This window comes from Albimonas sp., from assembly GCF_055129145.1.
The window spans coordinates 1-5,085 of record NZ_JBSRTQ010000217.1 but is presented as its reverse complement, the minus strand read 5'-3'; the positions used below and the strand labels follow the sequence as shown (position 1 = coordinate 5,085).

Here is a 5,085-nt window from a genome sequence, read left to right as displayed (position 1 = left end):
CCCGCGCCAGCGCGTCGATGGCGGGCGCCGGGACGCCCAGCGTCTCGCGGTCGGTCTTGTGGGCGCGGGCGGCTTCGGCGGCGCGATCCGGGTCGCCCAGCGCGCGCAGGGCGGCGAGCGCCTCGCCCGGATCCGGCGCGTCTGCGTGAACCTGCGTCTCGGGCGCGTCGGAGGCTGCGACGTCGTCGCCGCTCATGATCTGGATCCGGTCACGACTTCTTCGCCATGACGATCTTGTCGACCCGGCCGGTGGTCGCCCGTTCGCCATGCAGCATCCCGTCCTCGATCCAGTAGGTGACCATGGCGCCGCCCTTGCGGACGCGGATGCGGCCCTCCGGCGTGATCTCGCCGCGGCGCAGGAAGCCGGTGGCGTCGGAGGTGTAGCCGGGCCCGTGCGCGTCGAACATCAGCACATGGCCGTCGGCCCCGACCTCCATCACCCACAGGTCATGGCAGACCGACCCGTTCCAGGCGCCCCCGCCCCAGCGCCCGAGATAGGACGCCGACTGTTTCGGCGCCTTGGGATCGGGCTTGGCGATGCGGATCGGCTTGTAGGGATCGACGGTGTAGCAGTCGGGGCGAATCAACGGATTGGCCTTGGCCTCCTCGACCTTCGGGGCGCCCAGGCCCAGACATCCCGACAGTCCTGACGCGGCAAGCGTCAGCAAAGCGCATCGCGCCCAGGAAATGCTCATTGTCTCGCTCCAGTCCGCCGGCCACACCCGCTGCGAACGAAGCGGGGCTCGACTTGTCTGCTCAATTTTTTTCGGCGCCTTGCCCGTATTGCGCCCTGTTCGCCACGCGACGCTTCCGACCGAACCGGCGTATCGGCCCCGGCTACGGATGGTTCGCGGAACGACGTCCCCTCACGTTACGTGCGCTTCTACCTTATTTTCGTCGACTACTCCACAGTAACGGACTTGGCGAGATTGCGCGGCTGGTCCACGTCTTTTCCCAGGAACGCCGCCGCGTAATAGGCCAGAAGCTGGGCCGGCGCGGCGTAGACGATGGGCGCGATCAGCGGGTCGCAATCGGGCATCACCACCACCCGCGCGGCGCCCTCGGCCGCGGCCTCGGCCCCGGCGGCGTCGGTGAACAGCACGATCCGCCCGCCGCGCGCCATCACCTCCTGCATGTTGGAGATGGTCTTTTCGAAGAGCCCGTCGCGCGGCGCCAGCACCACCACGGGGACCGAGCTGTCGACCAGCGCGATCGGCCCGTGCTTCAGCTCTCCCGACGCATAGCCCTCGGCATGGATGTAGCTGATCTCCTTGAGCTTCAGCGCGCCTTCCATCGCCAGCGGGAACATCGGGCCGCGGCCGAGATAGAGCACGTCGCGCGCCTCCGCCAAGGTCAGGGCGGCGGCCTCGATCTCGGGCGCGCAGGCGATGGCCTCGGCCAGCTTGCGCGGGGTTTCGGAGAGGATGCGCACCAGGCGCCGCTCCTCGTCCGCGTCGATCACGCCGCGCTGGCGGGCGGCGAGCAGCGCCAGCGCCGCGAGCGTCACCAGCTGCGAGGTGAAGGCCTTGGTGGAGGCGACCCCGATCTCCGGCCCCGCCAGGATCGGCAGCACGATCTGCGATTCGCGCGCGATGGATGATTCGGCGACGTTCACCACCGACAGCACATGCCCCACATGGGGGGCGGCGTAGCGCAGCGCGGCGAGCGTATCCGCCGTCTCCCCGGACTGGGAGACGAAGACGGCGGCGTCGCGCTTCGACAAGGGGGGCGAGCGGTAGCGGAATTCCGAGGCGATGTCGCATTCCACCGGCAGCCGCGCGATCTTCTCGAACCAGTACTTTGCGATGGCGCAGGCGTAGTGCCCCGTCCCGCAGGCCACCAGCACCACCCGGTCGACGGTCGAAAAATCCACCGCCTCGGCCTCCGACCGGATCAGGCCGGTGAGCGCGTCGACATAATGGGCCAGCGCGTAGGTGGAGACGGTGGGCTGCTCGTGGATCTCCTTGGCCATGAAGTGGCGGTGGCCGGCCTTGTCGATCATCACCGACTCGCGCGCCACCACCTGCACCGGGCGGGTGACGATGCGCCCGGCGTCGTCATGGATCTCGGCCCCCGCGCGGGTGATCACCGCCCAGTCGCCTTCCTCCAGATAGGTGATGCGCGCGGTCATGGGCGCGAGCGCCAGCGCGTCGGAGCCCACGAACATCTCCCCCTCCCCCCAGCCGATGGCGAGGGGCGAGCCGCGGCGAGCGGCGACGATCAGGTCGTCCTCGCCCTCGAAGAGGAAGGCCAGCGCGAAAGCGCCTTCCAGCCGGCCCAGCGTCTCGGACGCCGCCTCCACCGGGGAAAGCCCGCGGTCCATGTAGTCCTGGCAGAGATGGACGATGGTCTCGGTGTCGGTCTGGGTGACGAAGCTGTGCCCCTGCGCCGCCATCAGCGCGCGCAGCTCCCGAAAGTTCTCGATGATGCCGTTATGCACGACCGCGACGCGGGCCGAGGCGTGGGGATGGGCGTTGGTCATCGTCGCCGCGCCATGGGTGGCCCAGCGGGTATGCCCGATGCCGGACGACCCGGTCAGGGGCGAGGCCTCCAGCGCGGCCTCCAGCGCGGTCAGCTTGCCCGGGGCCCGGCGACGGTCGAGCCGACCATGGTCCACCGTGGCGATGCCGGCGCTGTCATAGCCCCGGTATTCCAGGCGCCGCAGCGCGTCCAGCAGCACCGGCGCCGCCTCACGGTCCTTGCCCAGGATCCCGACAATGCCGCACATGCGCAGCGCTCCTTGTTGTTCCGGCCTGCTCGGCCTGCCTCGGGGGGGGCGTCCGCCTCTGACGGGCGGATCAGCCCTGTTTCGCGGCCTTTTCGGCCGCCAGTTTTTCGCGCAGACGCCGCCCGCCTTCGGGACGCGTCTCCTGCGGGGCGCGGGTCACCGCCAGGCCGTCGTCAGGCACGTCGCCGGTGATCACCGACCCCGCGCCCACCGTGGCCCCCGCCCCGACCGAGACCGGCGCCACCAGCGCCGAGTTCGAGCCGATGAAGGCCCCCGCCCCGATCTCGGTCCGGTGTTTTTGGAACCCGTCGTAATTGCAGGTGATGGTTCCGGCCCCGATATTGGCGCCGGCGCCGACCGTGACGTCCCCCAGATAGGTGAGGTGGTTGGCTTTCGCCCCCTCCCCCAGCACGGCGTTCTTCAGCTCGACGAAGTTGCCGACATGCGCGCCGGTCCCGATCTCCGCCCCCGGCCGCAGCCTGGCGAAGGGGCCGATGATCGCGTCCCGACCCACATGCGCGCCCTCGATATGGGAGAAGGCGCGGATTTCGGCCCCGGTCTCGATCACCACCCCCGGCCCGAACACCACGTTGGGGCCGACGGAGACATCCGCCGCGATGCGGGTGTCGAGCGCGAAGAACACGGTTTCCGGCGCGGTCAGGGTCACCCCCGCCGCCATCGCCGCCGCCCGGGCGCGGGCCTGGAACGCCGCCTCCGCCTGGGCCAGCTGGGCGCGCGAGTTCACGCCCAGCGTCTCCGCCTCCGGACAGGCGACGGCGGCGGCGCGGCGGCCGTCGGCGCGCGCGATCTCCACCAGATCGGTGATGTAATATTCGCCCTTGGCGTTGTCGTTGGAGACTTCGGAGAGCCAGTCCCACACCGCCGGCGCCTCCGCGCAGATCACGCCGGAATTGGAGAAGCGGATGGCGCGTTCGGCCTCGGTCGCCTCCTTCTCCTCCACGATCCGGACCAGTTCGCCGTCCTCGAGGATCAGGCGCCCGTAGCCCGTCGGGTCGGCCGCCTCGAAGCCCAGCGCCACGACGGCGGCGCCTGCCTCGCGCGCCGCGGCCATGGCGGCGAGCGTCTCGGGCCGGACCAGCGGCGTGTCGGCGTAAAGCACGAAGACGTCGCCCTCGAACCCCGCCAGCGCCGCGCGGGCCTGACCGGCGGCATGCGCGGTGCCGAGCTGCTCCGCCTGGATCGCCACTTCCACATCGGGCCGGATCGCGCGGGCGGCGGCGGTCACCGCCTCCGCCCCATGGCCCGCGACGATCACCATCCGCTCGGGGCGCAGCGCCTCCGCCGCGGCCATCACATGGGCGAGCAACGAAAAGCCCCCCACGGGATGCAGGGCTTTCGGCAGCGCCGAGCGCATGCGGGTTCCCGCGCCCGCCGCGAGGATCACGGCGGCGCAGGGGCGGGGCTTCGAGTCAGCTGGACGTTCCATGGGCCGAGCCTTAACACCGCCTTAAGTGCAAACGGAATGTCGGGGACGGTCATATGTTGTTGCAGCGCGTTTCGGAGCCTCGCCTTCCCGACCAAAGGTCGCCCCGATGACCCCGCGCTGCGCGATCTTCGACCTCGACGGCACGCTCGCCGACACGTCTCGCGACCTGATCGGCGCCGCCAATACCGCGCTGGCGGGGATCGGCGTCGCCGCGCGCCTCGACCCGGTGGGCGACGCCGGAACCTCCGGCCGCGGCGGGCGGGCGATGCTGCGCCTCGGCCTCGCGCGCGAGGGCTGGGAAGCCGCGCGGATCGAACCCGCGGTGGAGGCCGCCGTGCCCGCCCTGCTCGCCGCCTACGAGGCCCGCATCGCCGACGAAAGCCACCTCTTCCCCGGGGTCGAGGCGGCGCTGGACGTGCTGGAGGCCGCCGGCTGGCGCCTCGCCATCTGCACCAACAAGCCCGAGCGTCTGGCCCGCCTGCTGCTCGACGCGCTCGGCGTGCTGCCCCGCTTCGGCTCCCTCATCGGCGCGGATAGCGTGGAGGCGCCCAAGCCCGACCCCCGCCCGGTGCGCGCGGCGGCCGAGCGCGCGGGCTCGACGCTCGCGCGCGCGGCGATGGTCGGCGACACCGTCACCGACCGTTCCGCCGCGCGCGCCGCCGGCATCCCCTGCGTGCTGATGGATTTCGGCCTGTCGGCGGACAACCTGGCCGCGCTGGCGCCCGAGGCGCTGACCGGCGCCTACGCCGAATTGCCCGCCCTGCTCGAAACCCTGCGTCCGGCGTCCGACCCCTCTTGACCCCACCCGACGCGCCCCTTAATGAGCGCGTCACCGGGCGGTTAGCTCAGTTGGTAGAGCACAGTGTTCACATCGCTGGGGTCACTGGTTCGAATCCAGTACCGCCCACCA

Annotated in this window: 5 protein-coding genes and 1 tRNA gene; 2 read left to right on the top strand and 4 right to left on the bottom strand. The window is 71.2% G+C overall.

Annotated elements, in window-relative coordinates:
* From ACTB72_RS20370 to glmU, 4 genes are all read right to left on the bottom strand, one after another.
* On the bottom strand, positions 1-196 hold a 196-nt coding region (locus ACTB72_RS20370; RefSeq protein WP_463038854.1), incomplete at its 3' end, for a DNA alkylation repair protein.
* 13 nt (positions 197-209) lie between these two features.
* A complete protein-coding gene (locus ACTB72_RS20365) occupies positions 210-695 on the bottom strand; it encodes a hypothetical protein (protein WP_463038853.1) in 486 nt (161 codons plus the stop codon).
* Between the two features lie 206 nt (positions 696-901).
* Entirely contained in the window at positions 902-2,728 is a 1,827-nt protein-coding gene (glmS, locus tag ACTB72_RS20360) for a glutamine--fructose-6-phosphate transaminase (isomerizing) (protein WP_463038852.1), read from the bottom strand.
* A gap of 70 nt (positions 2,729-2,798) precedes the next feature.
* Positions 2,799-4,175 carry a bifunctional UDP-N-acetylglucosamine diphosphorylase/glucosamine-1-phosphate N-acetyltransferase GlmU gene (gene glmU, locus ACTB72_RS20355; protein WP_463038851.1) on the bottom strand — a complete coding sequence of 459 codons (1,377 nt, stop codon included), beginning with the start codon at positions 4,173-4,175 and terminating at the stop codon, positions 2,799-2,801.
* Positions 4,176-4,281: 106 nt separating this feature from the next.
* On the opposite strand from glmU, the gene ACTB72_RS20350 reads away from it, so the two are divergent.
* Both ACTB72_RS20350 and ACTB72_RS20345 read left to right on the top strand, forming a co-directional pair.
* Positions 4,282-4,974 (top strand): HAD-IA family hydrolase, encoded by a 693-nt coding sequence (locus tag ACTB72_RS20350; protein ID WP_463038850.1) that lies wholly within the window; start codon positions 4,282-4,284, stop codon positions 4,972-4,974.
* 35 nt (positions 4,975-5,009) lie between these two features.
* Positions 5,010-5,085: transfer RNA gene (locus ACTB72_RS20345), tRNA-Val, on the top strand.

Bases quoted from the DNA above. Each gene is read 5' to 3' on its own strand.
- ACTB72_RS20350 (WP_463038850.1), top strand. From the start codon at position 4,282: ATGACCCCGCGCTGCGCGATCTTCGACCTCGACGGCACGCTCGCCGAC.
- ACTB72_RS20365 (WP_463038853.1), bottom strand. From the start codon at position 695: ATGAGCATTTCCTGGGCGCGATGCGCTTTGCTGACGCTTGCCGCGTCA.
- glmS (WP_463038852.1), bottom strand. From the start codon at position 2,728: ATGTGCGGCATTGTCGGGATCCTGGGCAAGGACCGTGAGGCGGCGCCG.
- glmU (WP_463038851.1), bottom strand. From the start codon at position 4,175: ATGGAACGTCCAGCTGACTCGAAGCCCCGCCCCTGCGCCGCCGTGATC.